At 58.8% G+C, this 24,659-nt stretch carries 21 protein-coding genes; 6 read left to right on the top strand and 15 right to left on the bottom strand.

Going from position 1 to position 24,659, the window contains the following annotated elements; genetic code table 11:
* Positions 1–44: 44 nt before the first annotated feature.
* Entirely contained in the window at positions 45–1,067 is a 1,023-nt protein-coding gene (locus tag EF096_RS06850) for an ABC transporter substrate-binding protein (protein ID WP_123888880.1), read from the bottom strand.
* A gap of 368 nt (positions 1,068–1,435) precedes the next feature.
* Here EF096_RS06850 and EF096_RS06845 point away from each other — a divergent pair, with 368 nt between their 5' ends.
* Entirely contained in the window at positions 1,436–2,638 is a 1,203-nt protein-coding gene (locus EF096_RS06845) for an amidohydrolase/deacetylase family metallohydrolase (RefSeq protein ID WP_123888879.1), read from the top strand.
* Positions 2,635–3,504, top strand: a complete 870-nt coding sequence (locus EF096_RS20890; protein WP_372237856.1) for a rubredoxin — start codon at positions 2,635–2,637, stop codon at positions 3,502–3,504. Before EF096_RS06845 ends, EF096_RS20890 begins: the two co-directional genes overlap by 4 nt.
* A gap of 508 nt (positions 3,505–4,012) precedes the next feature.
* On the opposite strand, the gene EF096_RS06835 is transcribed toward EF096_RS20890, so the two are convergent.
* The 3 genes from EF096_RS06835 to wrbA form a co-directional block, all read right to left on the bottom strand.
* On the bottom strand, positions 4,013–5,404 hold the full coding sequence (locus tag EF096_RS06835) for an amidohydrolase family protein (protein ID WP_123888878.1): 1,392 nt from the start codon (positions 5,402–5,404) through the stop codon (positions 4,013–4,015).
* A gap of 63 nt (positions 5,405–5,467) precedes the next feature.
* Positions 5,468–6,526: an ABC transporter substrate-binding protein gene (locus EF096_RS06830; RefSeq protein ID WP_123888877.1), complete on the bottom strand. Its 1,059-nt coding sequence runs from the start codon at positions 6,524–6,526 to the stop codon at positions 5,468–5,470.
* Positions 6,527–6,848: 322 nt separating this feature from the next.
* Positions 6,849–7,505 carry an NAD(P)H:quinone oxidoreductase gene (wrbA, locus tag EF096_RS06825; protein WP_123888876.1) on the bottom strand — a complete coding sequence of 219 codons (657 nt, stop codon included), beginning with the start codon at positions 7,503–7,505 and terminating at the stop codon, positions 6,849–6,851.
* Between the two features lie 153 nt (positions 7,506–7,658).
* Here wrbA and EF096_RS06820 point away from each other — a divergent pair, with 153 nt between their 5' ends.
* Complete coding sequence (locus EF096_RS06820; protein WP_123888875.1) at positions 7,659–8,630, top strand: isopenicillin N synthase family dioxygenase; 972 nt, start codon at positions 7,659–7,661, stop codon at positions 8,628–8,630.
* Complete coding sequence (locus EF096_RS06815) at positions 8,623–9,369, top strand: alpha/beta fold hydrolase (RefSeq protein WP_123888874.1); 747 nt, start codon at positions 8,623–8,625, stop codon at positions 9,367–9,369. Before EF096_RS06820 ends, EF096_RS06815 begins: the two co-directional genes overlap by 8 nt.
* A gap of 45 nt (positions 9,370–9,414) precedes the next feature.
* Here EF096_RS06815 and EF096_RS06810 read toward each other — a convergent pair whose 3' ends face one another.
* The 3 genes from EF096_RS06810 to EF096_RS06800 all read right to left on the bottom strand — a co-directional run bounded on the left by EF096_RS06810 (position 9,415) and on the right by EF096_RS06800 (position 12,976).
* The gene (locus EF096_RS06810) at positions 9,415–10,401 is read right to left on the bottom strand and encodes an ABC transporter substrate-binding protein (protein ID WP_123888873.1); all 987 of its coding nucleotides are present in this window, start codon (positions 10,399–10,401) and stop codon (positions 9,415–9,417) included.
* A 24-nt stretch (positions 10,402–10,425) separates the two neighbouring features.
* Complete coding sequence (locus tag EF096_RS06805; protein WP_123888872.1) at positions 10,426–11,355, bottom strand: isopenicillin N synthase family dioxygenase; 930 nt, start codon at positions 11,353–11,355, stop codon at positions 10,426–10,428.
* 658 nt (positions 11,356–12,013) lie between these two features.
* Positions 12,014–12,976: an isopenicillin N synthase family dioxygenase gene (locus EF096_RS06800; RefSeq protein ID WP_123888871.1), complete on the bottom strand. Its 963-nt coding sequence runs from the start codon at positions 12,974–12,976 to the stop codon at positions 12,014–12,016.
* Positions 12,977–13,413: 437 nt separating this feature from the next.
* Here EF096_RS06800 and EF096_RS06795 point away from each other — a divergent pair, with 437 nt between their 5' ends.
* Positions 13,414–14,781, top strand: coding sequence for an 8-oxoguanine deaminase (locus tag EF096_RS06795; RefSeq protein ID WP_123888870.1), 1,368 nt, complete (start codon positions 13,414–13,416; stop codon positions 14,779–14,781).
* Between the two features lie 687 nt (positions 14,782–15,468).
* Here EF096_RS06795 and EF096_RS06790 read toward each other — a convergent pair.
* On the bottom strand, positions 15,469–16,173 hold the full coding sequence (locus EF096_RS06790) for a glutathione binding-like protein (RefSeq protein ID WP_123888869.1): 705 nt from the start codon (positions 16,171–16,173) through the stop codon (positions 15,469–15,471).
* Positions 16,174–16,433: 260 nt separating this feature from the next.
* Here EF096_RS06790 and msrB point away from each other — a divergent pair, with 260 nt between their 5' ends.
* Complete coding sequence (gene msrB, locus EF096_RS06785; protein ID WP_218565727.1) at positions 16,434–16,856, top strand: peptide-methionine (R)-S-oxide reductase MsrB; 423 nt, start codon at positions 16,434–16,436, stop codon at positions 16,854–16,856.
* A gap of 83 nt (positions 16,857–16,939) precedes the next feature.
* Here msrB and EF096_RS06780 read toward each other — a convergent pair whose 3' ends face one another.
* From EF096_RS06780 to EF096_RS06750, 7 genes are all read right to left on the bottom strand, one after another.
* Positions 16,940–17,896 (bottom strand): isopenicillin N synthase family dioxygenase, encoded by a 957-nt coding sequence (locus EF096_RS06780; protein WP_123888867.1) that lies wholly within the window; start codon positions 17,894–17,896, stop codon positions 16,940–16,942.
* A 24-nt stretch (positions 17,897–17,920) separates the two neighbouring features.
* A complete protein-coding gene (locus EF096_RS06775) occupies positions 17,921–19,267 on the bottom strand; it encodes an amidohydrolase family protein (RefSeq protein ID WP_123888866.1) in 1,347 nt (448 codons plus the stop codon).
* Positions 19,268–19,406: 139 nt separating this feature from the next.
* Positions 19,407–20,060 (bottom strand): TetR/AcrR family transcriptional regulator, encoded by a 654-nt coding sequence (locus EF096_RS06770; RefSeq protein WP_123888865.1) that lies wholly within the window; start codon positions 20,058–20,060, stop codon positions 19,407–19,409.
* Between the two features lie 120 nt (positions 20,061–20,180).
* Complete coding sequence (locus EF096_RS06765) at positions 20,181–20,939, bottom strand: outer membrane protein OmpK (RefSeq protein ID WP_123888864.1); 759 nt, start codon at positions 20,937–20,939, stop codon at positions 20,181–20,183.
* Between the two features lie 54 nt (positions 20,940–20,993).
* Positions 20,994–21,920: an ABC transporter permease gene (locus EF096_RS06760; RefSeq protein WP_123888863.1), complete on the bottom strand. Its 927-nt coding sequence runs from the start codon at positions 21,918–21,920 to the stop codon at positions 20,994–20,996.
* Between the two features lies 1 nt (position 21,921).
* A complete protein-coding gene (locus EF096_RS06755) occupies positions 21,922–23,004 on the bottom strand; it encodes an ABC transporter permease (RefSeq protein WP_123888862.1) in 1,083 nt (360 codons plus the stop codon).
* Entirely contained in the window at positions 22,991–24,544 is a 1,554-nt protein-coding gene (locus EF096_RS06750) for an ABC transporter ATP-binding protein (protein ID WP_123888861.1), read from the bottom strand. The genes EF096_RS06755 and EF096_RS06750 overlap by 14 nt, the downstream gene beginning before the upstream one ends.
* Positions 24,545–24,659: the final 115 nt, after the last annotated feature.

Genomic DNA, 24,659 nt, shown 5'->3' with positions numbered 1-24,659 from the left:
TGGTTCTTTAAGGGTTCGACGAATGGCGGTTGCCGGTTCAGCGTTTAAGGCAGAACGGGTTCCTTGGGCAGATAATCCAGGCTGTAGACGTCATGGATATCGAGGTCTTCGTCGACCAGGCCGGCCGTCAGCATGAAGTCGTGAATCTTCTCCCAGCGGGCATCTGTCATCACGCCGATACCGCCTGCCGCTGCGTCGCCGCCGGTGACCAGGCCGTAGGCCTTCATTTTCTCGATGCCGTAGGCGATCTGCTCATCGGTCATTTCCGGGTTGGCTTCCTGAATCAGCGCATTGCCGGGCGCCGGGTTCTGCAGATAGCTGGTCCACCCTTCCATACTCGCCTGGACAAAGCGGCGCACCAGGTCAGGATCTTCGTCGATCATCTTGTCTGTGGTTTCGATGGTGGTGGCATAGGCGGGGTAGCCGTAGTCAGCCAGCAGGAATACCGAGGGATTCACGCCCGCTTTCTCCATCGCAAAAGGCTCGGAGGACAGGTAACCCTGCTGCACTATGCTGTCATCAGCCAAGAAGGGCGCAACGCTGAAGGTGTAGGGCCGAATCATGTCATCGGTATAGCCGTATTTGGTTTTCAGCCAGGGCCAGAAGGTGGTGTGCGCGAAGGCAGCAATGTAGACCGGCAGGCCTTCTTCCTTGATCTGCTCGAGCGATTTGATGTTGGAATGCGCGATCAGTGCCTGCGGGTCGCCCTGAAAGGCAGCAGCAACGGTTTTCACCGGCAAGCCTTCTTCTACGGCCTTGATGTTGCCAATCGGATAACCCATGGAGAAATCGCGCTTGCCAGCGACCAGCAACTGCATGCCGTTAACCTGCGGACCGCCCATCTCGATGGAGACATCCAGACCGTACTTCTCGTAAATACCGGTCGCTTTGGCTTGGTAAAAACCGCCGTGCTCGGCCTGGGCGAACCAGTTGGTGCCGAATACCACTTCATCCAGATCCGCCGCCATGACAGGCGAAGCAAGGGTGCCAGCTACCGCCAGCGAACCGGCCAGCACGGACAGATTGCGCTTGGCCGAAGACATCAGAGGGTTACGTGTATCGTGCATATTCACACTCCAGAGGATTTTATTTACTGACCATTTATTCAATATTTACTGGAGAGCAAGCAGCGTGCCACATGGCTAGAACCGCCGTTTTTCGATTTCTCGATCAATTGGTCAGGAAATTTATGCACTGGATTGCGACGATTTGGCGCATCGCTGCACTCTGATTGCACACGCGATGGCGCTTGGGTTGAACAGATTGCCAGGCCAGGCTACCAATCCGCCAACTGGTACAGAACGTGCTTTATGAATAGCAGGGAATTTCCGGGCCGAGAGAACCTCCTGGATCAGACTCCTGAGTCAAGATGACGCTCCTCTGTCATAACGCCGCCCTGGTGTACGGTTCTCGTCTTCCGTGAAGAGGAATAGCCATGTCTGCGCAAAACGCATATCTGGTGTTGCAAGGTGGCCGGGTGCTCGACCCGGCGTCAGGGCTGGACGCTGTAGCCGATGTTGTGGTGCAGGACGGCGCCATTGTAGAGGTGGGCGTCAATGCTGGCGCCAAATACCCCGGCGCACAGATCAAGGATGTCAGCGGCCATCTGGTCACGCCTGGTCTCATCGACATTCACACTCACTGCTATCCGGGCCTGGGCGACTTCTGCCTGCCCACCGACCTGATGGGGGTGGATTCCGGTGTGCCGGTGATTGTCGATGCCGGCACTGCCAGCACCACTATCATCGAGTTGGCGCGTCGCGCCATCATCGATCACCCGGACACCAAGACCAAGGTGCTGGCGCTGATGGACCCTTCGCAGATCTATCTGGCCAATAAGACCTTTATCTGCCATTACCTGCGTATCGCCGACGACGAGCGCAATATCGACATCGAGTCGGCCAAACAGGTAATCGACGCCAACCGCGATGTGATCGTCGGGTTCAAGGTGCGCCCGACTATTACCACCAACCCGGATCGCTCGCCCTTCCTGGATGCTGCGCACGAGATTGCGGGTGATCTGCCGATCATGATTCACCTGGGCTCCTTCCCACACACACCGGTGCTGGAAACCAATAAGCTGCTGTATCAACTGCGCGAGGGCGACATCATTACCCACGCCTGCCGTGGTGGCGGTGGTCAGTTGGATGACAAGGGTGAGCCAACCAAGCCGTTCATTGATGCCTACGAGCGCGGCGTGCTGCTGGATATTGGTCACTCCGCCGGTGACTTCCACTTTCGCACCGCGCGCCGCATGATCGAGCGCGGCTATCTGCCCAATACCATTTCTACCGACCTCAACGTGTTCAACGTCGATGGCCCGGTGTTCTCGCTGTCGACCACTATGTCGAAAATCTGGGCGTTGGGCGTGCCGCTGGTTGATGTAATCAAGATGAACACGGTGAACGCTGCCAAGGCAATTCGCCGCAGTGATCTATACGGCGAGTTGAGTGTCGGGCGTTCGGCGGAAGTGAGCGTGCTGCGTATTGAAGAAGGCCCGGTGAAGTTATCCGACGGGCACGAAACCATCGAGGCCAGCCGCCGTTTGCGTGCGGTGGGTTGTCTGCGCGGTGGCGTCTGGTACGACGCGGTACATGATCTGAAAGGCGTAACGGCGGAACTCCAGGAGGCGGTATGAATATGCTCGCTGAAAGCGCCGCGCCGACGCTGGACTCGGTGCAGTTCTATGATCAGTTGGTGGCGGATCTGACCGCACGGCGTGACGAGCTGTCAGAAGCGGAAAAGAGCTTTGGTGGTTATGCACCGCTGGGCCGCGAAGAGTTAATCGAGTGGCTGCAGTTTCAATGCTGGTATGAGCGCGAAGCGGCTGGGTTTATCGGTTCCTGGCTGCGAGATACGCCGGAGTCGGAAGTCTTTATCGGCCTCTGCCGGCAGGTCGCGGATGAGGGCAAACACTACAAGCTATTGCTCTCGCATCTCAAGACGCTCGGTGCCTCAATGGAAGGCTGGCAGCCGGAGCCTGAATGGGTGGCATGGGTCAGCGAGTTCTACGCGGCCGGAGACGATACGCTGGAACGGGTGGCGGCACACAACATCACCGGTGAGCTGGGCGCGATGAATGCTTTTGAAGGGCTATTGCCTCGGGTGCCGAAAGCTACCCAGCAAATGCTCGGAAAGATCATCCCTGACGAGAAGTTTCATGTATCGCTCGGGCGCATGGCGGTGCAGCGTTTCGCTACCACGGCGGAGCGCCAGCAGCGGGTGACCAAACGCGCCTGGGATGCTTTTGAACTAGAGCAGAAAGGCCGTTTGGCGTTTGAGCGACGCCTGCGTGAGAAAGGCGTCGTGGCGGAGGCTGCTCCGGTAGTGTTTGAAGATAAGCCGCAGTGGGTCTGTCAGGTGTGTGGCTGGATTTACGACGAGACCGTCGGCGATCCGGATTCCGGCATCCCGCCGGGTACCCGCTTCGAGGACATTCCGGATGACTGGATGTGCCCTGAGTGTCTGGTGACCAAGGAGGACTTTGTATTGCTCAGTGTGTAAGTGAGCGGACATAAAAAAGGCGGCCTTCGGGTCGCCTTTTTTGTTTGCGGTGGGTGCTCGGCCTGGGATGCATTCGCGGGTTGATCGTTCCCACGCTCCTGCGTGGGAATGAATCCCTCGACGCTCCGCGTCTGTCCCTGCTAGATGGAGCTCCAAGTCGTGGTTATGCTCATTGCGGTGCAGACGGATAATTCGTTTTTCGCCCTTTCGGCGAGCCAAGGGGGGCCGTTTGCCCGGCCCCCCTTAGCGATCCCCCGGGGCACCCGACTACGCGGCCCTGCGGGTTCGCTGCGTTGCTCGACTCATTGGGGGCGCACCTAGCCGGCCGCTCACAAACTCGCTTCGCTCAGACAGTCCAAGCACGTTTTCCCCAATGAGCCTGCGCTACTCGCCCGCGTAAACGGGATTGGGGGGCTGTGTAGGCTGGGAGGGTAAGCCTTTTGATCGTTCCCACGCTCTGCGTGGGAACGCATGTCGGGACGCTCTGCGTCCCTTCACGCCTGTTCTTTCACAGCGGCGATAACGCCCCATCTTCATGTTCCGCCAACCAGGCAGCTCGTCGTTCCAGCAAAGCCCGGCAGGCAGCTTCGGCGTCGTTCATGTAGCGCGACAGGTCGCCGTTCAGTAGTTGTTGGTCCTGCATCACGATGCGGCCCGCGACCATGGTCATGCTAACGTCGCCGCCGAGCGCGCTGTGCACGATATTGTGGTGCACGTTCATGAAGGGGCCGTCGGTGAGGAAGGGTGTCATGCGCGGCGTATCGGCGCGTACGGCAATGATGTCGGCCTGCTTGCCCGGCTCCAGCGAGCCGATCTGATCAGCCATGCCGATGGCGCGCGCGCCTTCGATGGTAGCGCTGCGCAGCACGTTCCAGGCGCCATAGGCGGCGGCGTCCATACAGCGCAATTTAGCCAGCAATGAGGCGATTTTGATCTCCTCGAGCATGTCCAGATTGTTGTTCTCTTTCTCGCCATCGGTGCCTATCCCCACAGCGACACCGGCGGCGATCAGTTGCTCGATGGGTGCCGAGCCGCTAGCCAGTTTCATATTGCTCGACGGGTTGTGTGCGACGCCGATGTTCTTTTCGGCCAGCAAGGCGATTTCGTCTTCATCCAGCCACACGCAGTGCGCCAGCAGAACCCGTTCCGGCTCCAGCAGGCCCAGGCGTTCCAGTGCGCGGATGGGGCTGCAGCCAAAGCGTTTCATGGCTTCGCCGATTTCTGCTTCGGCTTCGTTGGAGTGGGTATGCAGGCCGGTACTGTAGCGCTCGCACATGGCCACGGCCCGCGTGCAGGCTTCGGGCGTGGCGTAGTACATGTGCTCCAGCCCGACCCAAACGTTGATGCGGCCATCGGCCTTGCCGTGCCATTGCTGGATCAGCGCTTCGTTGTCATCCAGCGTATCGAAGTAATCGTAGCCTTCAGCCTCACCGACATAGGGCACCATGACCACGCGGTTGCCAAGCGCTTCAGCGGCGCGCGCCGAGCCGGCCATATGACGCCACATATCGACCGAAGTGGTGGTGCCGGATAGCAGGCTTTCGGAGTAGCACAGCCAGGACGCAATTTCGGCGTCTTCGGCAGTCAGCACGCGGTGCATGGGATCAATAAAAAGGCGCAGCCAGTCCCACACTGGCAGGTCTTCTGCAGTACCGCGCAGAAAGCCGGAATGGCTGTGGGTGTTGATCAGGCCTGGCATCAATACAGCGCGACCGTAGTCATGGCGATCAGCGTCCGGTGCCAGAGCGATAATCTCGGCCTTGGGGCCAACGGCAAGGATTTTTTGGCCTTCTACCAGTACGGCGCCGTGATTGATCACGGCATTGTCGGGTGTCATGGGGAGCAGGGTTTCGGCGATCAGCACCTGTTGCTTGCTGTTCGCTGTGACCGGGTTGTGCATGGGGTATTGCCTCTGAATAAACACAGTCCCGGCACGCAGCAGCGTGCCGGGACTACGGCGGGGTTATTGGGCGGTCGGGTACTTGGCCATCAGCTCCTTGATATGCTCGGAGTTGACGAACTCGGTAGTGAAGGCCTTGGTGTAGTCAGTGTCCTGACTCAGCAGGCCGATACTTTTCAGCTGCTCACTGGCGGCTTTCCAGCGCGCATCGTTCATGGTGCCTATCCCGTTTTCCATTGCATCCCCCGAGGCAACAATGCCGCGCTCGGTCATCTCCTTGAAGGAAAAGGCCAGTTGTTCTGGAGTTTGGTTGGCGTCCAGTGTGTTGATCACGGCATTGGCTTCACTGGGGTCGTTGAGGTAGCGGTACCAGCCTTCAACCGAGGCATTGACGAAGTTCTGCACCCGCTCAGGATGCTCCTTGACCATTTCCGTAGTGGTCACGATCAGGGTTGAGTACGACTGCCAGCCAAAGTCCGATAGCAGGAACAGGTTGGGATCGATACCGGCCTGCTGCACCACAAAGGGCTCGGAGGTCACGTAGCACTGTTGTGTCAGGCTGCTGTCAGCGATGAAGGGACCCATCTGAAAGGTATAGGGCCGCACCTGCTCATCGGTGTAGCCGTACTTTTGCTTGAGCCAGGGCCAGAACGATTGGTGAGCATCCTGTGACAGCAGAATTGGCTCGCCTTTGAGGTCTTCCAGGCTGTCGTGGCCTACGCCCTTGTGGGTCATGATGGCTTGGGGATCTTTCTGGTACATCGAAGCAACGGCGACGATGGGCAAGCCTTCTTCGATGGCTTTGAGAATTTGGCCACTGGAGTGCAGAACCACAAAGTCGGCGCGACCGGCCAGCAGCAGCTGCAGGTTGTTGACCTGTGGGCCGCCTGGCTGTTGATCCACTTCCAGACCGTACTTTTCGTAGGTGCCGTCGGTGGCCGCCTGATACCAGCCACCGTGCTCGGCTTGCGGGAACCAGTTGGTCCGGAAGCTGACCTTCTCCAAGGCCGAAGCGCTGATCGGCGCTGCTAACGTGATTGCGCCAAGCAGCAGCGCGCCGGCGGTTCTGGTCAGGGCGCGTACGCCGCTGAGAGAGTTGTTTGCTGGTGATACCTTGTTCATCAATTACCCCTGCTTTGTGATTGGTATTAGGTTGGACGGGCGTTGATGGAGCCAGAATCAGGCTCAGTTGTTCATTGCGATGAACTTGTTGTTCTGACAGCGCATAAACTGACCGGATAATCAGTTTTTCGATGACGTGGCAAACCCAGAAGCAATAGCTATGCCATGGCGCTTTTATGGCTTGATTAGTATTTCCTGAACAAAGAGTCAGCAAATTAGCTGCACTGCATTGCAGCATTTTCTGCGCAGTTGCACTGCAAAGAGACAAGGTGCGGCGCTGCCGCCGGACGAGATGAAATAGCCCGGCGGCTGTTCGAGCGGCTTAGTGTGACTGGCCGGCGGCCATATCAACCGAGGAGGGCTCGGCAATAATCTGCGAGGCGATGCGCGCCACGCGCGCACCCAGTGCGCGGCCGATGGCAAGCTCACCGGCATCGACGCCCAGGCTGCCGTCAAAACCGGTTACCGCCGAGGCGCCGTAGGGCGAGCCGCCGCTGCGGGTATGCACCAGCTCCGGCACGCTATGGGGCACGCCAGCCAGCAGCATACCGTGCTGCATAAAGGGCAAAAGCAGGCTGAGCAGGGTCATCTCGTTACCTGAATGCATGCCGCCGGTAGAGGTGAAAGCCGCGCCCACCTTGCCGATCAGCGCGCCCTGGCGCCACAGCGGGGCGATTTCGTCGATAAAGGCTCGCAGCGGCGTGCTCATCAAACCGTAGCGCGTGGGTGAGCCCCAGATGATGCCACCAGCCCACTCCAGATCGGCGGCGCTGGCTTGCTCCAGACTGCGGTATTCGGTTTGTGCGGCAATGAAATCGGCGCGCTCGGTATCGACGCTGAATTCAGGCTCGGACAGCGCCACGCGGCGCAGTCGTACCTCTGCGTGTTCGCTGGCTACGCCTTCGGCGATTGCCTTGGCCAGGCTCAGAGTGCTGCCGTAACGGGAGTCGACAACGATGGTAACGCGTGACTGGCTCATGGGGTTTCCTCGGGAGTGATGATGAGTTTTGCCGTGCTGAATGCAGCTATGGCGCTTTTCTGCAGGTTGGCATGCAAAATGAATACCTGACCAGTTGGACAGTAACTACATTGGCATTTTCCCGCGTTACGCAACATAGGAGCCTTACTGATAATGGCAGCACAACATCCCTCCTCGGCAGACACGCTGCCGGTCATCGACTTGAGCCCCATGCTGGGCGGCGTAGCGCAGGATAAGGTAGCCGTGGGGCTGGCCCTGCGCGAGGCTTGCGAGCACACCGGGTTTTTCTACGTCAGCGGGCATGGCATTGATCCAGCGCTGATCCAGCGCGTGTTTGCGCAGTCGCAGCAATTCTTTGCCCAGCCAATGGACGCCAAGCTGGAAACGGACAAGGCGCAGTCAAAGGCCAATCGCGGCTATGAAAAGCTCGGTGGTCAGACGCTGGAGCCCGGCATGCCGCCCGATCTGAAAGAAGGCTTCTACATTGGTGAAGAGCTGGCCGCCGATCACCCGAACGTCCGCGCCGGACGCTTTAATCAGGGCCCCAATCAATGGCCCGCGCAGTTGCCCGACTTCAAGCTGGCGATGCAGGACTATTACACCGCCATGCTGGCGCTGAGTGAACGCATCATGGCCGGGCTAGCGTTATCGCTGGAGCTGCCCGAAGACTTCTTCGCCGACTTCTGCACTGACCCCATGTGCACGCTGCGCCTACTGCATTACCCACCGCAACCGGAACAGCCGCTACCCGGCGAAAAGGGCTGCGGCGCGCATACCGATTTTGGCGGCATCACCATTTTGCTGCTCGACGACAAACCCGGTTTGCAGGTCTGGAACGCCAGGGATGAAAGCTGGATTGACGCCCCGCCGATCCCCGGTGCTTTTGTGGTTAACCTCGGTGACATGATCGCGCGCTGGACCAACGACCTGTATCGCTCGACGCTGCACCGGGTGATCAACACCTCCGGCGCCGAGCGCTACTCGGTGCCCTTCTTCTACAGCGGTGCATCGGCACACGAGGTGCGTTGTTTGCCGGGCTGTCTGGTGGCAGGCGAAGTGCCTAAATACCCGGCGACCACGGTGGAGCAGCACCTGCAAGACATGTATCGGAGAACCTATGCCTAAGTCGCCAACTTTCGTTTTGATCCACGGCGCCTGGGCTGGTAGCTGGGTGTGGGACAGCCTGCGAACGCTGCTGGAAGATCAGGGCCATGCCGTCATCGCGCCGGATATGCCCGGTAACCCAATGCACCCGGCAGCTGCCGCGCAGCTCACCATGCAGGGCTGCATTGCTCATCTTCAGTCCTGCTGCGCCGAGGTTAGCGGGCCACTACTGGTGGTTGGCCACTCCGGCGGCGGCGTGATTGCCACCCAGCTGGCCGAGACCCTGGCTGAGCGGGTACTGGGCGTGGCCTATATCGCCGGCATGATGCTGCCCAGCGGGTTGGGCTTTGCCGAGCTGGCCGATGAGGCACAGAAGCAGCACCCGGAGGCTGCGGGTATCTGGCCACATCTGCAGTGGAGCGATGATCGGCAGAGTTCCACGGTACCGCCCCAGGCGGTGTGCGAAGTATTTTTGCAGGATCTACCGCGTGAGCAGGCCATGGCTGCCGCGCAGCGTTTTTGCGCGCAGCCAGAAGGCACCCGCGCGCTGGTGGCCGAATGGACAGCGGAGCGCTTTGGCCGGCTGCCGCGTCTGTATATCGAGGCGACCCAGGACAGGTCGGTGGTCTTGCCGGTGCAGCGGCGCATGCAGCAACTGATGCCGGGGGCCGAGGTGGTCAGCCTGGAGACCGGGCACGTGCCGCAGGTGGTGGCCACCGATGCCGTTGCCGATGCGCTGCTGAATTTCGCGAAACGCTGAAACAACAAGGGCGCCCGCAGGCGCCCTTGTTGTTTGGCTTATTACCTACTCCGGATAAAGCGCGCGTACAAAGCGCAGATCAAAGGCCTTCTGCCAGGCCAGATCTGCCGGCAGGGTCTCGGCCTTCACCATGTCATCGAAGAACGTCTGCCAGTGCGCCTCCGTCATGTTGCCGTACTTGCCACCCTCAGCGTCACCCGCCAGCAAAATGTCGTCCTCCTGCAGCTTGGCAATGCTGTAGGCCAGCAGGTCATCCTGCATTTCCGGATTGTCCTGCTTGATCAGCGCATTTGCTGGCGCCGGATCCCGGAAATAAGCGGCCCAACCCTCTGCTGTCGCAGCGACCATGGCCTGCACCACCTCGGGGTTCTCGTCCACCAACTGCTGTGTAACGTCCAGCGTGCAGGAGTAGGCGCCCCAGCCAAAGTCGGCGAGCAGCAGGCTTTTGCCCTTGACGTCGGCCTTGTCGAGGAAATAGCCATCGTTGGTCACATAGCCCTGCTGCACTGCTTCGGGATCGGTGATAAAGGGGCCGAAGCTGTAGTCATAGGGGCGTAACTGATCATCGCTAAAGCCGTATTCAGCCTTCATCCATGGCCAGTAGGCCACTCGTCCGGCGGTCGGCATGCGAATGCCCTTGCCTTCCAGGTCGGCCAAATCATCGATGCCAGCGCCTTCGTGCACCACCAGCGTTTGCGGGTCCTTCTGGAACCAGGCGGCCACCGTGACCATGGGAATGTCCTGCTTGACCGCGTTCAGCGACTGCAGCGCATAGCCCATGCTGAAGTCGGTCTTGCCGGCCATCAGCAGTTGCACGTTGTTGACCTGCGGGCCACCCATTTTGATGGTGACATCCAGTCCGTGCTGTTCGTAGATGCCAGCAGCCTTGGCGGCGTAAAGACCGCCGTGTTCGGCCTGCGCATACCAGGTGGTGGTTACGGTAACCGGGGTCAGGTCGGCGGCGCTGGCGCTGGCCGCGCTAAAGCCCAGCGCGAGGGCCAGGGCGGTGAGTTTCAATCCTCTGTGCTGCATGGGTAATACTCCTGTCAGGGTCAATCAGTAAGTAGCGTTAAGGCGTTCAAGCAGGTGGTTGCCAGCGCTGATCGGCGCGTAGCGTGGTGGATTCTCGGCATCGCTGCAGGTACTGATGCAGCGGATGTTGGCGCTGTGGTTGGGGTGGCAAAAGAAGGCGATGGAGTAGCGTTCGCGGTGGCTTGAGCGCAGGTTGACGCGGTGCGGGGTGGAGCAAAATACGTGGTTGGTCCAGCGCTGCATCAAGTCGCCGGTATTCACCACCACGGTGCCGGGGATCGGAGTGGCGGCGATCCATTCGCCAGCGCGGGTACGCACTTCGAGGCCGCCGGCGGTATCCTGAAACAGCAAAGTGATGCTGCCGTAGTCGGTGTGTTCACCCGCCCGGCTCTCTCCGGCCTGGGCGTTGAAACTGTCGGGCAGCGCCGGATAATGCAACAGCCGCAGGGTGTGGTGATGCTGATTATGGGCGCTGACGAAAAAGTCCTCTGGCTGCTGCAATGCCAGCGCGAAGGCCTGCAGCACGCCGTCGGCTGTGGCGACGCATTGCTGCAGAAAATCCTCCATCTGCGGGCGAAACGCGGGCAGCTCGACGGGCCACAGGTTGGGCGCGCCGCCCGGCTGCTCGGGCGCCAGATTAAAAGCTTCCTTGAGGTCGCCGGGCTTGCTCGGGTCAAGCCGTTCGCGGCGCACGCCCACGTAACCACGATTACTTTCGGCGCTCTGCCAGGCCACGGCCTGCTTGGCGTCGTCGCTTAACGCAAATAACGCCTGCGAGGCAGCAAAAGCCTCCCGCAGGTTACCTTCGGGCATGCCGCAACCCGCGAGGTAAAAGAAACCCCAATCGCTGCTGGCTTGGCGCATTTGCGCCGCCACCGCTTTGCGCTCGGCTGGATTGCCGTCGATAAAAGGTGAAAAGTCGATGACCGGAATCGCGTTTTGTTGCTCTGCCATACTCATGTCTCCTGCAGGTTCACGTGAAGCAGCTAACCGCGTGCTTCATCGCACGAGGCCCCTGGTTTAGCCTTCGAACCCATGAGTAGGGCGACATGACTCATAACCTGACCAACTAATCAGCTATTGAAAAGCAAGGCGCGTGCCAGCTGTTTGAGAGAGCGGACGTGAGGCTGGATTGGATCCCATCCATTGAGGGCACGGTGGATGTGATTTTTGTGGCAGAGACTTAACGTTTCGGATTGAGCCTCATGTTGCGCTGGCTCTTGGTAGTGCGGGAGGGTAATGAGGTTAGGTTTCAGCACGAGCAAGAGATCTAGGGGGCGATGCTATTTATCATGACAATGTACTCTCCGGATGGAGAGTCCGCTGGTCTGGTACGTATTTGCCGGGTTTGATGTGCGGCATGCTCCAGTTAGGTGCAATGTTGCGCTGAAATAGTCCGTTTTCAGCGTGTGGTTGGCGGTCGCGCCACTGCGCTTTGTGCCCCGGGTATTTTCCTGTCCTTTCGGTCAAATAATCTGCGTGGCTAGTGTTTTGCTGCGTGGTGTCGAACGATTTAACACCCAACGTAGTTATCTGACGTTGGGTTCATCGCTTTCATTATTGGCACGGATCGCAGTGTTCAAATTACACGCTAACCGTTTACCGGCGCGTTTTATGTTGCGTCAATGTCTACGCGGTGCTCATAAGTCTCGTTGAGACGATAGGCCAAGTAATCGCCGCAACTGATTGGCGGATACTTGGGTTGTTCGGTTGGCATTACATCACGGGGATCGACCGTGGAGTCAGGATCAACCGAAAGGAAGAAAGCGAGGGAGTAACGCTCTTGCTCTGGCGCCTTTACACGGTGAGGCGTTGAAACATAAGTATCGTTGCACCAACGCATCAGGCAGTCGCCGATATTGCAGACGAACGCGCCGGGAATATGTGGCGCGTCGATCCATTGGCCCTTACGAGTCGCTACCTGCAAGCCAGCGACCTTATCAGTGGCTAGCAGGGTCAGGTTGCCATAATCCGTGTGAGCGCCAGCCCCGGCATCTTCGCGGGCGCGATGCTCGGTGTCAGTACTAGCCGGATATCTCAGCATTCGCAAAGTCGCGATAGGCTCTGCCAGGTGAGCGTCAAAAAAGTTTTCGGTTAGGCCAAGATCAATTGCAAAGCCGCGATGAATTAGCTGGCCAAGGTCCAGGCAAGCCTGGTGATACTCCAGCATATAGGTTCTCCAGCCCTCGATGGTTGGCCAGAAATTAACCCCGCGAAAGGGTTTCCCAGCGACGACTTCCGGATGGTCCGCCGGGAAGTCAGTCCCAATATTGAAGGCTTCTTTCATGTCGGCGCCCGCGTCCGGGTTGAGCTTCTCATCAGCCATGGCTACGTAGCCGCGATCGTGTGGCGACAGCTTGATTGATAGCGACTGTTTGGTTTCCAGCGGCAGCTCAAAAAACGACTTTGCATTACTGAAAGCGCCAGCCATTACATGATCTGCAATACCGTGGTTGATAGCATAGAAAAAGCCAACCTCGCGACAAGCTTTGCCCAGCTCTGCGGCAGTAGCGGAGCGGATAGCAGGGTTTTCGCTGTTTAAGCCAGCGATCGAAATAATGGGTAGCGATGTCATGTCATCTCCCTATGGTGTACATGATGTATTGAAGTACGCAGGCACAGAATTACCCCGCCTGCCTAGAAAAGTCGCGCATCTGAGGTGATAGCGGCTGCGTGGCAATATATGTCTCTTGCCCTTTTCAGAGCGCGAGGGTGGCGCAGCCAAGTGCTGGACTTAGCTTTCCAACCGGGCATTAGAGTGGTAAGCCTAAATACCTGACCAAATAATCAGTTATTGAAAAGCAAAGCGCGTGCCAGTGATTAATTAAAGGCCCTTATCAAATTACGAGTGCTCTGGTTTTGAGCTTTGCGTGATCGATAATGCGCGGATTAGGGGCAATAAAGTGGCTGGCCAGCGTATTTAACATCGGTTTCAGCGGCCTCATAATTGCATGCTTTAGCTGTCAATATTTTCTGTCCTAATGGTCAATTAATCTGAATAAGGGTTTTGAAATGACAGCAACTCTGCTGCTGAAAAATGCATTGGTAATCGGCACTATGGATGACCAGTTGCGTGAGCTGGCCAACGCGTCAGTATTCATCCGGGGCAACAAGGTTGAGGCCGTTGGCCCCGCTAGCGAGCTGCCGAGTGAGGCTGATAAAGTCATCGACATGACCGGGCACGTGCTGATCCCAGGCCTGATCAATACCCATCACCACATGTTTCAGTCGCTGACCCGCGCCCTGCCCGCCGCGCAGAATGCCGAGCTGTTCGACTGGCTAACCGCGCTATTTCCGGTCTGGCAGAACATCACTCCGGCGATGCAGCGTGCTGCGACTCGTACCGCTATGGCGGAGTTGATGTTGTCAGGCTGCACCACGGCGGCGGACCACGCTTATCTTTATGTGAACGGCACGCGGCTGGATGACAGCGTGCAGGCCGCCGAGGAAATGGGCATGCGCTTTCACGCCGTGCGCGGCGCCATGAGCCTGGGCCAGAGCCAGGGCGGGCTGCCGCCGGATGCCCTGGTCGAGCAGGACGAACAGGCGATTCTTCGGGAAATGCAGCGCGTGGTTGAAGATCTGCACGACAGCGCGGCCGACGCCATGATCAAGGTCGCGCTTGGCCCCTGCTCACCCTTCACCGTCACTACCGACCTGATGCGCGAAGGCGCTGCGCTGGCACGCTCCTGCGGCGTTGGCTTGCACACCCACACCGCCGAGAACGCCAAGGACCTGGCCTTCAGCAAGGAGCGCTATGGCATGACCCCGACCGAGTACACCGAGTCGGTCGGTTGGGTCGGGGCTGATGTGTGGCATGCGCACTGTGTGCATCTGGATGATGCGGGCATTGCGCTGTTCGCGCGCACCGGTACCTGCGTGGCGCACTGCCCCTGCTCCAACATGCGGCTGGCCTCGGGTATCGCGCCGATCCGCAAGATGAAGGATGCAGGTGTAAAAGTCGGGCTGGGTGTAGATGGCAGCGCCTCGAATGACACCAATAACCTGCTCGATGAAACTCGCCAGGCGATGCTCTCGGCGCGGGTGCGCGATGAAAACCCCGGTGCGATGAGTGCACGCGAGGCGCTGTATATCGCCACCCGTGGGGGGGCCGAAGTATTGGGTCGCGAGGATGCGCTGGGCCGTATTCAGGCAGGCTACTGCGCCGACATCATTGCCTTTCGTACCGATGACATTGCAATGGCCGGTGCCCTAGCTGATCCGTTGGCGGCATTGGTGTTTTGTACTCCGCAGCGGGTGGCGCACAGCATCATCAATGGGCGGCAGGTGATTGAGGATGGGCGTCTGCTGACGCGGGAGCTGCCGTTGATTATTGAGGAGCATAACTTGCTGTCGCGGGAGTTGGTGTTGGGTAAGTGATTGGTGCTGGCGCGCTGATGCTGGCACGCTGCTGACCCTGATCGTTCCCACGTTCTGCGTGGGAACTCCGCCTAGGACGCTCTGCGTCCGTACCAACTCTGCTTCATTCGGTGCGGTAATGATCGTTCCCATGTTCCTGCGTGGGAATGCATCTCTTGGCGCTCTGCGTCTATCTCGTACCGCTGCTGCGTATTCAAATCAGCCTTTCGCCTGATGGCGAGCAAGGGGAAATGCTTGGCCATTTCCCCCTGCACCCCCTAGGCCACCCCAACTACACGGCCCTGCGGGTTCGCTGCGTTGCTCGGTCTGCCGGGGCACACCTAGCCGGCCGCTCGCAAACTCGCTTCGCTCAGACACCGCGAGCACCTTTTTCCCGCCAGCCCTGCGCTACTCGCCCGCGTAGACGGGGACTTGGGGGCTGTGCAGAGGTCACCTGTTTCGCAAGGATTGATCGTTCCCATGCTCCAGCGTGGGAATGCCTGTGAGGACGCTCTGCGTCCTTTTGGACTATTGCGGATTGATCACGTCAGCCATTCGGGCGAAAGGCGAACTACCAGTCTGCACTTCAATCAGCTAGGCAGTATTCGTTCAGACACTTGATTTTAGGGGGGGCAGGTATGGACGCGAAGCGTCCGGGACTGGGTTCCCACGCTGGAGCGTGGGAACGATCAAGCTAGCAGTGGCGCCTCAATCCTGCGCAGGGATTGCCAGCCCCCGCTGCACCGCAGGCCGCGCCAGAAACGCATCGTACACCCGCCGTACCTGGGTGAACTGCTCAAAATCAACCAGCGGCCCAGCCTCATAAAACTCCAACATACCGCGAATCCACGGGAACACCGCGATATCGGCGATGCTGTACTGCCCGCCCATGATCCAGTCTTTGCCTTTAAGGTGCTTATCGAGCACACCCAGTAGTCGTGCAGTCTCGTCGATGTAACGCTGGCGCGGGCGCTCATCTTCAACGTCCTTGCCATCGAACTTCACGAAGTAACCCAGCTGGCCAAACATCGGCCCTATGCCACCGATCTGAAACATCAGCCATTGCAGGCATTGATAGCGCTCGGCCGGATCGTGCGGCATCAGCTTGCCGCTTTTTTCTGCCAGGTAGAGCAGGATTGCGCCTGTCTCAAACAACGCCAGCGGTTGGCCGTGCGGCCCGTTGGGGTCGAGAATCGCGGGTATCTTGTTGTTGGGGCTGACCGAGAGAAACTCAGGGGTGTGCTGATCACCCTCGCCAAAGTCGACCAGGTGTGGCTCGTAGCTGAGGTCGATTTCTTCCAGCATGATCGACACTTTGACGCCGTTGGGTGTGGGCAGTGAATATAGCTGCAACTGGCCTGGGTGTTGGGCGGGCCATTTTTCGGTAACGGCATAACTTGAAAGGTTGGACATGGTGCCTCCATTAATGGGTGGTGGCGGTATTCGCGATGGCGACAGGCGTGCTTTACTCAATGTCTGTCGCGCGTTTTCAAGATGTAACCCTGATAGCCTTTGGAGTCTGTATGTTAGGGTTCGTTCAGGTTTCAGCGTAAACCTTACGAGCTTGCGACAAAACGCCTTCGAGACCTGTTGTTTGGTCGTGAGAGCACGCAACAGAACCTATGACTTATGCAATTTTGCGGAGATGAAAAGTGCAGAACTGGAATGACGTAATGGCCCGTGCCACCAACGGCAACCCCGAGCCTGAGCGCCGGGTGAGTAAAACCGAAGCAGAATGGCGTGAGCAACTGAGCGAAGAAGAGTACCGCGTGACCCGTCAGGCAGGCACCGAGCGTGCTTTCAGCTCCGAGATGTGTGGTCTGTTCGAGCCCGGTATATACGCCTGCGTATGCTGCGGTACCGAGTTATTCGATGCTAATAACAAGTTTGAGTCGCATAGCGGCTGGCCGTCGTTTACCCAGCCACTAAAAGACAATGTGGTGGCCTGCCATGTGGATAATAGCCACGGTATGCAGCGTGTCGAAAACACCTGCAACGTCTGCGATGCGCACTTGGGTCATGTTTTCCCGGATGGTCCGCCGCCGACCGGGCTGCGTTTCTGCATGAACGCAGCGGCGTTGAAGAAGGTAGGCTAAACGCACTGCGCCGCGTGTGAGCGCGGCGCAGTCGTTGGTACTTATTGCGGGGCGGTTACATCGCGCCCCTTACATTGCGTCCATTACACGGCGTCACCGTCCATGCGGTGCTCGTAGGTGGCGTTCAGGCGGTAGGTCAGATAATCCGAGCAGCTGATCGGCGGATACTTGGGTTGCTCGTCTGGCACTATGTCGCGCGGATCAACCATGGCGTCCGGGGCTACTTCCAGGAAGAAGGCGATGGAGTAACGCTCTTGCTCTGGTGGGCGCACGCGGTGCGGGGTTGAGACGTAAGTATCATTGCTCCAGCGCATCAGGCAGTCACCGATATTGCAGACAAAAGCGCCGGGGATATGCGGCGCTTCAATCCAGTTACCCTGCCGGGTAGCCACCTGCAGGCCTGCCACTTCGTCCGTCGCCAACAGCGTGACGTTGCCATAGTCGGTGTGTGCGCCTGCCCCACCATCTTCGCGGTCTATCTGGCCGGCGCTGGCCGGGTAATGCAGCATGCGCAGGGTGGCAATAGGCTCTTGCAGGTGCGCGTCGAAAAAGTCTTCCTTCAGTCCCAGGTCAATACTGATGCCGCGGTGAATCAGCCGCCCAAGGCCCAGGCATGCATCAAAGTAGCCCAGCACCTGTTCGCGCCAGCCGTCGATAGGCGGCCAGAAGTTGACCCCGCGGAACGGCTTGCCCGCGACCACGTCAGGGTGGTCTTCGGGAAAGTCGGTGCCGATGTTGAACGCCTCTTTCATGTCGGCGCCGGCTTCGGGGTTGAGCTTCTCGTCGGCCATGGCGACGTAGCCACGGTTGTGCGGCGATAGCTTGATCGACATGGGCTGCTTGGTTTCCAGCGGCAGGGCAAAAAACGCCTTGGCGTTGCTGAAGGCGCTGGTCATCACGGCGCTTGGAATACCATGGTCGATAGCATAGAAAAAGCCGACTTCGCGGCAGGCCTTGCCGAGTTCGGCGGCAGTCGCGGCGCGAATGGCCGGGTCTTCACTGTTCAGGCCAGCGACTGAAATAATGGGTAGCGATGTCATATCGTCTGTTCCTATCGTTGAGCGTTAAAGCATAGCGGTGCGCAGATGGGAAATGTCCCGACACTGCTGGAAAAGGGCTAACCCCTGCTGTTGTGCCTCGGCCATCAAGCGAGCCTCGCTGACGCGGGTAGCGCGGCCATCGGCAATCAGCTGACGACCGTCAACCCACACGGCGGCGACGTTCTGCGTGCCAGCGGCGAAGACCAGATTCCACAGCAAATTGCCGCCCGAGGTATTGATCTCGGTCGGTGTCAGGTTGGGTTGTGCCAGATCAAGCAATAGCAGGTCGGCCTGCTTGCCGACTTCCAGCGAGCCGATACGATCGTCCAGGCCCAGCGCGCGAGCGCCATTAATGGTTGCCATGCGCAGCATTTGCTCGGCGGGCAGTACGGTGGCGTCCAGCCGGGTAGCCTTCTGAATCAGCGAGGCGAACTTCATTTCCTCGAACAGACTGAGGCTGTTGTTACAGACGGGGCCGTCGGTGCCCAGGCCCAGATTGATCCCGGCAGCGAGCATTTCCGGTACGCGCGCTACGCCGCTGGCCAACTTGGCGTTACTGATGGGGCAATGGGCGATACTGGTGCCGGTGCCGGCAATGCGCTGAATTTCGTCGTCGTTCAGCCATACGCAATGGGCTAGCAGCGTGCGCTCGCCAAGAATGCCGTAGTGATCCAGCTGGGCAATCGAACGGCGGCCAAAGTGGGCACTCACCGCGTCATCCTCTTCTTTCTGCTCGCAGGCATGGGTGTGAATACCCACGCCGTAGTCTTGCTGGCATTTAAGTGCTTCGCGGTAAGCGTCAGGGGTGCAGTAGAACAGGTGCTCCAGCCCCATCCACACCTGAATACGGCCGCTCTGGGTATTGTGGTGGCTGTGGATCAGCGCGCGATTCTCGGCGCGGGTGGCGAAAAAGTCCTTGCCTGCTTCGTCGGCTACGTAGGGCGCCAGGTTGACGCGCAGGCCCAGCTCATCAGCCGCTTCGGCGCAGCGATGCATAAAGCGATACATGTCCATCACGCAGGTAGTACCGCTTTTCAACGCTTCCAGATAGCACAGCCGCGCGGAGTGATAGGCGTACTCCTCGGTCAGCGCACGGTGCTCCAACTGATAGTAGGGCAGCCAGTCCATCAGTTGCATGTTCTCGGTGACACCGCGCATCAGGCTGGAGTGCGAGTGGGTATCGATCAAGCCGGGCAGCAACGCATGTCCGCTGGCGTCTATGGTGGGAATGCCTGGCGGAATAATCAGCTGATCGCTGGGGCCAACGGCGCTGATACGGCCGTCCTCAACGATCAGGGTGCCACGGGGAATAACGCGGTTGTCGGCGTCGACAGTGAAAATGGCTGCGTCGCGCAGCGCAAAATGGCTCATCTGTACCTCGGCGGTCAGGAGCACGGCGGGCTCAGGGGCTGTCCGGCTGTAAGACTATGGGTTGAGTTGGCGTGAACTGGTCACTGTTTTTGGCAGAGCCTGGGGCTCGGCCATTAGCAGGCAAGCAAACACCTTCAGGTTATTTTTTAGGGGCCTCAAGGCCGCACCCGCGCAGGATAACATCAGTTAGAAAGTCGGCGGCGTGGTCAAAGTCCTTTTGCTCGTATTCGGCCTTGTTTTCGACCATCAGGATCTGCACCTGAAAGTCGGCGTAGTGCTGGGTTGAAGACCAGATCAGAAAGATCAGCTGCACCGGATCGACCGCGGCCATGCGCCCCTCATCGATCCATTGCTGTAATACGCCGGCACGGCCGCGTACCCAGTCACGCATATTGGTGCGCAGGTGTGGCATCAGGTAAGGCGCGCCCTGAATGATCTCCATGGCGAATAGCCGTGAGGCCAGGGGGTGGGTGCGTGAGGTTTCCATCTTGGTGCGAATAAAGGCAGCCAGGGCTTCGGCCGGATCGTCTTCAGGCTGCACGCTGGAAAATAGCGTATTCCAACGCGAGAGAATGTCGTCGAACATGGCGGCATATATCTTCTTCTTGTTGCTGAAGTAGTACAGCACGTTCGATTTAGGTAGTTCAGCTCGTTCGGCAATGTTCTGGATGGTGGCGCCACGAAAACCGTGCAGGGCAAATTCCTGCTCCGCTGCGGCCAGAATCAACTCGTGGTTGCGTTCTCGAATGCGTCCAGGCCGGTAGGTTTTGGTTTTTGCAGGGGCGGTTGTCATCGGGCGTATCTTCCGTACAAGGGTGTACCTGCTTTTTGAAAAGTGACCTGCCGTTCTTTCGCTTTTCAAAAAGCCGCTACTGGGAGCGAATGCCCGGCTTGCGCCGGGCCTCGCGGTCAATCAGAAGTGCCATTTCACCAGCGCACTGACGGCGCTTTCGGTGTCCATGACATCATCGTTCAAGCCGTACTTGTTGTTCCAGTAGGAATACTCGATACCGGCGTACAGCACCTTGGGCGCATTGAAGTAGTTACCGATATCCAGCTTCAGCTGCGGGTTGAAGTGGAAGTCGGACTTGTGGTCGTCAGCAGCACTGGACCAGTCGATGTAACCGTCGAACAGAATACGGTTAGGACCGAATTCCATGGGCATGCCCCAGACCACAGTGGTCTGATAGTCATCATCGGTTTCGCTGTTCCAGACGCGATAGAAGTTGGTCTTGAAGTACTGGAAGCCGGGCATATTCCAGACGATACCTGGGCCAACCATAAAGTTATTGACGTCGGTGCCGCCGCCGTTTTCGTACTGAGCGGACAGGGTGAAGTCCTTGATCAGGCCGCCGGCCATGCTCAGGTCGCTATCGGTCAGCCAGCCCAAGCTCAGATCAGGCGCAAATTCGCCGTACAGGTCATCGGAGTCGGCGTTTTTGCCGTGGCCCTGATTGCGGTCAAAGAAGAAGAAGGTGCTGCCCCAGTTGTGACCGGTCGCGTTCTCGAAGGTGAAGTAGGTATCGCTGCGTTTGCCGGGACCGAAGGCTTGGTAATCATCGCTGTACAGGATCGACAGGCTGGAGTCGGAGAAGTACTTCTCGGCGTGTGCTGCGGGTACGAATGCGGCTGCCATGCAGGCCGCGATCAGCGTTTTTTGCATTGTGCTCATATGGTGCTCCTAAGAATCTCAGTTTTAGTTTTGATTGGCATAGTGGGTGACAAGTTATTTACTCGGCCTATAAGGTTGGCCGATTGATAGCGGTGTGTTGAGCCGTGTCCGGGTGGGATTCCAGGACAGCAGCACAAGCACCAAAATAGTGACTACATAGGGCAGCATCGCCAGCAGCTCGGTTGAGCTCTGCCAGCCAAGGCCCTGTAGTACCAAATGCAGGATGCTGGCGGCGCCAAACAGATAGGCTCCCAGCAACACGCGTTCGGGTTTCCAGGTGGCAAAGACCACCAGTGCCAGCGCGATCCAGCCGCGCCCGGCGGTCATGTTTTCGGTCCACATCGGGGTGTACGCCAGTGACAGGTAGGCGCCCGCCAGGCCCGCCATGGCGCCGCCAAAGGCCACCGCCAGATAGCGCACCTTAAGCACTTTCAGGCCGTTGGCATTGGCTGCCTCGGGTGACTCGCCCACCGCCCGCAGAATCAATCCGCTGCGGCTGTAGCGCAGGAAGCAATAAACCACTACGAAGAGCACCAGCGACAGGTAGACCAGCGCGTCCTGGGTGAATAGCACCTGGCCGATTACCGGAATGTCGGAGAGCAGTGGAATGGCGATCTTGTCGAAGCCGTCAATGGCCTGGCCAACGTAGCCGCTGCCGACAAAGGAGCTGAGGCCCACGCCAAAGATAGTGAGCGCGAGACCTGCGGCATACTGGTTGGCCGCCAGAGTGACGGCCATCAGTGCGAACAGCATGGACATCATCACGCCGCCGAGCATGGCCGCGAGCACACCAATGGCCAGGCTGCCGGTGGTTACGGCTGCCATGAAGCCAATCACGGCGCCCATCAGCATCATGCCTTCCTGGCCCAGATTGAGTACGCCGGAGCGCTCGCAGACCAGTTCGCCGAGGGCGACCAGCAATAACGGGGTGCCGGCAATCACGGTGGCGGCTAATACGTTGGTAATCAATACGGCGTCCATCTCAAGCCTCCCCGGCGCTGGCCGCGGGGGCGCGGCGGAAACGAATGCGGTAGTGAATAAAGGCGTCACAGGTCAGCAGATAGAACAGCAGCAACCCCTGGAACAGCCCGGTAATGGCCTTGGGCATATTCATGGCGATCTGCAGCATCTCGCCGCCCATGAAGGTCAGTGCCAGCAGTGCGGCAGCCAGGATGATGCCGACGGCCTGCATGCGGCCCAGAAAAACGACAATGATCGCGGTGTAGCCATAACCCGGCGACACCTGCGGTACCAGTTGCCCCAGTGGGCCGGTTACTTCACTGGCGCCCGCCAGTCCAGCCAGGCCGCCGGCCAGGATGAAAGCCAGCAGAGTTAGGCGCTTGGCCGGAAAGCCGGCAAAGGCGGCGGCGCGTTCATCCTGTCCCAGCACCTTGAGTTGAAAGCCGATAAAGGTGCGCGCAAAGAGCACGCCGACTGCGACGGCGGCAAGTAACGCAAATAGCAGACCTATATGCAGACGGGTATCGGGAATCAGTTTGGGCAGCAGCGCGGCGGCGGCAAACATTTCCGACTGCGGAAAGCCAAAGCCGTAAGGGTCTTTCAACGGACCGTGAACCGCGAACAGCAGCAGGTTCAGGGCAATGTAGTTGAGCATGATGGTGGTGAGGATTTCGTTGCAGTGGAACTGCGTCTTCAATACCCCGGCCAGCAAGGCCCAGAGCGCACCCGCGATAATACCCGCCAGTAGTACTACGGGTAGCACCCAGAAACCGGTTTGCTCACTCAGATAAAGAGCTGCCGCACTGGCCCACAGGGAGCCCATGAGGAAGTGGCCCTCAGCGCCGATATTCCAGATCTTGGCGCGGTAACAGATGGTCAGGCCAGCAGCACAAAGTAGCAGTGGCGCCATTTTCAGTCCCAGCTCGGCCCAGCCCTGGGCATCGCTAAGGGGAATCAGAAAGAAGAAGGTCAAGCCTTCAATCGGGTCTTTGCCGAGCGCCATAAACAGGAACAGTCCGGTAATGACGGTCAGTAACAGTGCCAGCAGTGGAGAAGCCCATTGCATGGCGCGGGAGTCGACGGCGCGACGCTCAAGCGACAGCATGTTTGGTCTCCGTAGTGGTATTGGTTGCAGCAGTGGGGAAGTCGCCCGCCATCCACTGGCCCAGCTTTTCAATGCTTAGTTCGCTGGTGGGCACCAAGGGTGAGAGCTTGCCGGCGCAGATCGCGCCCATGCGGCCACAGAGTTGAAAGAGTTCGTCCAGGTCTTCGGAGATCAGCAGCACGGCCGCGCCTTCGTCGCGTAATTTGACCAAGGCTTCATGAATCGCCACGGCGGAGCCAACGTCGACGCCCCAGGTCGGATGTGAGGCGACCAGTAGCTTGGGCTGTTGCAGGGCCTCGCGACCGATAATGAATTTTTGCAGGTTACCGCCAGACAGGCTGGTAGCAGCACTGTCGATGCCGGCAGCGCGCACGCCAAACTGCTCTACGACTCGGCCGGCGTAGTCCCTCACCTTGCCCAGGCCGACCCAGCCCTTACTGATCATGCCCTGGCCGTACGCGGTCAGCAGGCTGTTGTCGACCAGTGACATAGACGGCACGGCACCGCGGCCCAGTCGTTCTTCCGGTACTACGGCTACGCCCAGCTTACGGCGTACGGCGGGACCACTGTCACCGATGCTCATGCCGCTGAGCTGCAGGCTATCGTTGTTGACCTTGGCTTCGCCCGACAGCGCCCGCAGCAGTTCGTCCTGACCGTTACCGGCAACACCGGCAATGCCGACGATCTCCCCGGCGCGCAGCGACATGCAGATATCCTGCAGGCTGGTGCCGAAGGGGTCGCGGGTCTGATAATTGAGGTTGTTGGTCTGCAGTAACAGCTCGCCCGGTTCGCTGGGATCAACCTGAGTCGATAGCGGGGTTTCGTTGCCGACCATCATGCGCGCGATATCGTCGGTGGTGATCTCGCCCGGATTGCATTCGCCGGTCACCCGGCCCTGACGCAACACGGTCGCGCGGTGACACAGATCGCGCACTTCCTGCAGTTTGTGGCTGATGAACAGAATGCTGCAGCCTTCCTTTGATAGCTGACGCAGGGTGCGGAACAGTACCTGCACTTCCTGCGGCGTCAGCACCGAGGTTGGCTCGTCGAGAATCAATAACGAGCTATCCTGAATAAGGCAGCGTACGATTTCGACGCGTTGGCGCTCGCCGATGGAAAGGGTGTTGACGAAACGCCGTGGGTCCAGCGCCATGCCGTAGTGTTCAGAGACCTCGCGAATGCGTGTATCGAGTTTGCTGCGGTCACGGGCCTGGGCGGCTGGCAGGCTGAGTGCAATGTTCTCGGCAACGGTCAGGGTCTCGAACAGCGAGAAATGCTGGAACACCATACCGATGCCCAGTTCGCGCGCATGGGCCGGACCTTGCAAGGTAAGCGGGTGTCCGTTCCAGGTAAGGGTGCCAGCGTCTGGCTGAATTACCCCATAGATGATTTTCATCAGGGTGCTCTTGCCCGCGCCGTTCTCACCCAGTAGGGCGTGTATTTCACCGGCCTGGACTGAAAGATGAACACCGTCGTTCGCCCGACAGCCGGGATACTCTTTAACGATGTTTTCTAGTCTCAAGCGTTCTGCGGTTGCCATCCAGCATCCTCAATTAAAATAAACTGACCATTCAATCAACATTTTGTCTGCGAGCAATTTGCTTGCCAAAAGCCTAAAAATATTAAAATCTTATTTTCAGACTAGTTGGTCAAGT

The organism is Pseudomonas neustonica, from assembly GCF_003797945.1.
GTDB lineage: Bacteria > Pseudomonadota > Gammaproteobacteria > Pseudomonadales > Pseudomonadaceae > Halopseudomonas > Halopseudomonas neustonica.
Note: the sequence above shows the minus strand (reverse complement) of the source record. Positions and strands in the feature narration are given on the sequence as shown.

Coding starts and splice junctions, on each gene's coding strand:
- EF096_RS06850 (WP_123888880.1), bottom strand. CDS start 1,067: ATGCACGATACACGTAACCCTCTGATGTCTTCGGCCAAGCGCAATCTG.
- EF096_RS06845 (WP_123888879.1), top strand. CDS start 1,436: ATGTCTGCGCAAAACGCATATCTGGTGTTGCAAGGTGGCCGGGTGCTC.
- EF096_RS20890 (WP_372237856.1), top strand. CDS start 2,635: ATGAATATGCTCGCTGAAAGCGCCGCGCCGACGCTGGACTCGGTGCAG.
- EF096_RS06835 (WP_123888878.1), bottom strand. CDS start 5,404: ATGCACAACCCGGTCACAGCGAACAGCAAGCAACAGGTGCTGATCGCC.
- EF096_RS06830 (WP_123888877.1), bottom strand. CDS start 6,526: ATGAACAAGGTATCACCAGCAAACAACTCTCTCAGCGGCGTACGCGCC.
- wrbA (WP_123888876.1), bottom strand. CDS start 7,505: ATGAGCCAGTCACGCGTTACCATCGTTGTCGACTCCCGTTACGGCAGC.
- EF096_RS06820 (WP_123888875.1), top strand. CDS start 7,659: ATGGCAGCACAACATCCCTCCTCGGCAGACACGCTGCCGGTCATCGAC.
- EF096_RS06815 (WP_123888874.1), top strand. CDS start 8,623: ATGCCTAAGTCGCCAACTTTCGTTTTGATCCACGGCGCCTGGGCTGGT.
- EF096_RS06810 (WP_123888873.1), bottom strand. CDS start 10,401: ATGCAGCACAGAGGATTGAAACTCACCGCCCTGGCCCTCGCGCTGGGC.
- EF096_RS06805 (WP_123888872.1), bottom strand. CDS start 11,355: ATGGCAGAGCAACAAAACGCGATTCCGGTCATCGACTTTTCACCTTTT.
- EF096_RS06800 (WP_123888871.1), bottom strand. CDS start 12,976: ATGACATCGCTACCCATTATTTCGATCGCTGGCTTAAACAGCGAAAAC.
- EF096_RS06795 (WP_123888870.1), top strand. CDS start 13,414: ATGACAGCAACTCTGCTGCTGAAAAATGCATTGGTAATCGGCACTATG.
- EF096_RS06790 (WP_123888869.1), bottom strand. CDS start 16,173: ATGTCCAACCTTTCAAGTTATGCCGTTACCGAAAAATGGCCCGCCCAA.
- msrB (WP_218565727.1), top strand. CDS start 16,434: ATGGCCCGTGCCACCAACGGCAACCCCGAGCCTGAGCGCCGGGTGAGT.
- EF096_RS06780 (WP_123888867.1), bottom strand. CDS start 17,896: ATGACATCGCTACCCATTATTTCAGTCGCTGGCCTGAACAGTGAAGAC.
- EF096_RS06775 (WP_123888866.1), bottom strand. CDS start 19,267: ATGAGCCATTTTGCGCTGCGCGACGCAGCCATTTTCACTGTCGACGCC.
- EF096_RS06770 (WP_123888865.1), bottom strand. CDS start 20,060: ATGACAACCGCCCCTGCAAAAACCAAAACCTACCGGCCTGGACGCATT.
- EF096_RS06765 (WP_123888864.1), bottom strand. CDS start 20,939: ATGAGCACAATGCAAAAAACGCTGATCGCGGCCTGCATGGCAGCCGCA.
- EF096_RS06760 (WP_123888863.1), bottom strand. CDS start 21,920: ATGGACGCCGTATTGATTACCAACGTATTAGCCGCCACCGTGATTGCC.
- EF096_RS06755 (WP_123888862.1), bottom strand. CDS start 23,004: ATGCTGTCGCTTGAGCGTCGCGCCGTCGACTCCCGCGCCATGCAATGG.
- EF096_RS06750 (WP_123888861.1), bottom strand. CDS start 24,544: ATGGCAACCGCAGAACGCTTGAGACTAGAAAACATCGTTAAAGAGTAT.